The 1,205-nt window shown below is 56.3% G+C and carries 1 rRNA gene (running past one end of the window); it reads left to right on the top strand.

The features are described from left to right. A 23S ribosomal RNA gene (locus ACZ5WG_RS40745) occupies nucleotides 1–1,174 on the top strand; it begins 1,542 nt to the left of the window's first position. Nucleotides 1,175–1,205 lie beyond the last annotated feature (31 nt).

The raw sequence follows: 1,205 nt of genomic DNA, 5'->3' as shown, positions 1-1,205 counted from the left end.
CTGAGCTGGGGGTGGCCGCAGAGACCAGCGAGAAGCGACTGTTTACTAAAAACACAGGTCCGTGCGAAGCCGTAAGGCGATGTATACGGACTGACGCCTGCCCGGTGCTGGAACGTTAAGGGGACCGGTTAGTGCGCTTTCGGGCGTGCGAAGCTGAGAACTTAAGCGCCAGTAAACGGCGGTGGTAACTATAACCATCCTAAGGTAGCGAAATTCCTTGTCGGGTAAGTTCCGACCTGCACGAATGGCGTAACGACTTCTCGACTGTCTCAACCATAGGCCCGGTGAAATTGCACTACGAGTAAAGATGCTCGTTTCGCGCAGCAGGACGGAAAGACCCCGGGACCTTTACTACAGTTTGATATTGGTGTTCGGTTCGGCTTGTGTAGGATAGGTGGGAGACTTTGAAACCCCAACGCCAGTTGGGGTGGAGTCGCCGTTGAAATACCACTCTGGTCGTGCTGGATGTCTAACCTCGGTCCGTGATCCGGATCAGGGACAGTGTCTGATGGGTAGTTTAACTGGGGCGGTTGCCTCCCAAAGGGTAACGGAGGCGCCCAAAGGTTCCCTCAGCCTGGTTGGCAATCAGGTGTTGAGTGTAAGTGCACAAGGGAGCTTGACTGTGAGACCGACGGGTCGAGCAGGGACGAAAGTCGGGACTAGTGATCCGGCGGTGGCTTGTGGAAGCGCCGTCGCTCAACGGATAAAAGGTACCCCGGGGATAACAGGCTGATCTTCCCCAAGAGTCCATATCGACGGGATGGTTTGGCACCTCGATGTCGGCTCGTCGCATCCTGGGGCTGGAGTCGGTCCCAAGGGTTGGGCTGTTCGCCCATTAAAGCGGTACGCGAGCTGGGTTTAGAACGTCGTGAGACAGTTCGGTCCCTATCCGCTGTGCGCGTAGGAATATTGAGAAGGGCTGTCCCTAGTACGAGAGGACCGGGACGGACGAACCTCTGGTGTGCCAGTTGTCCTGCCAAGGGCATGGCTGGTTGGCTACGTTCGGGAGGGATAACCGCTGAAAGCATCTAAGCGGGAAGCCTGCTTCAAGATGAGTATTCCCACCTCCTTGAGAGGGTAAGGCTCCCAGTAGACGACTGGGTTGATAGGCCAGATGTGGAAGCCCGGTAACGGGTGGAGCTGACTGGTACTAATAGGCCGAGGGCTTGTCCTCAGTTGCTCGCGTCCACTGTGTTAGTTCTGAA

It is taken from the genome of Streptomyces sp. NPDC032745 (assembly GCF_055579465.1).
The sequence above is the reverse complement of the archived record's forward strand: the minus strand, read 5'-3'. Positions and strand labels throughout refer to the sequence as shown.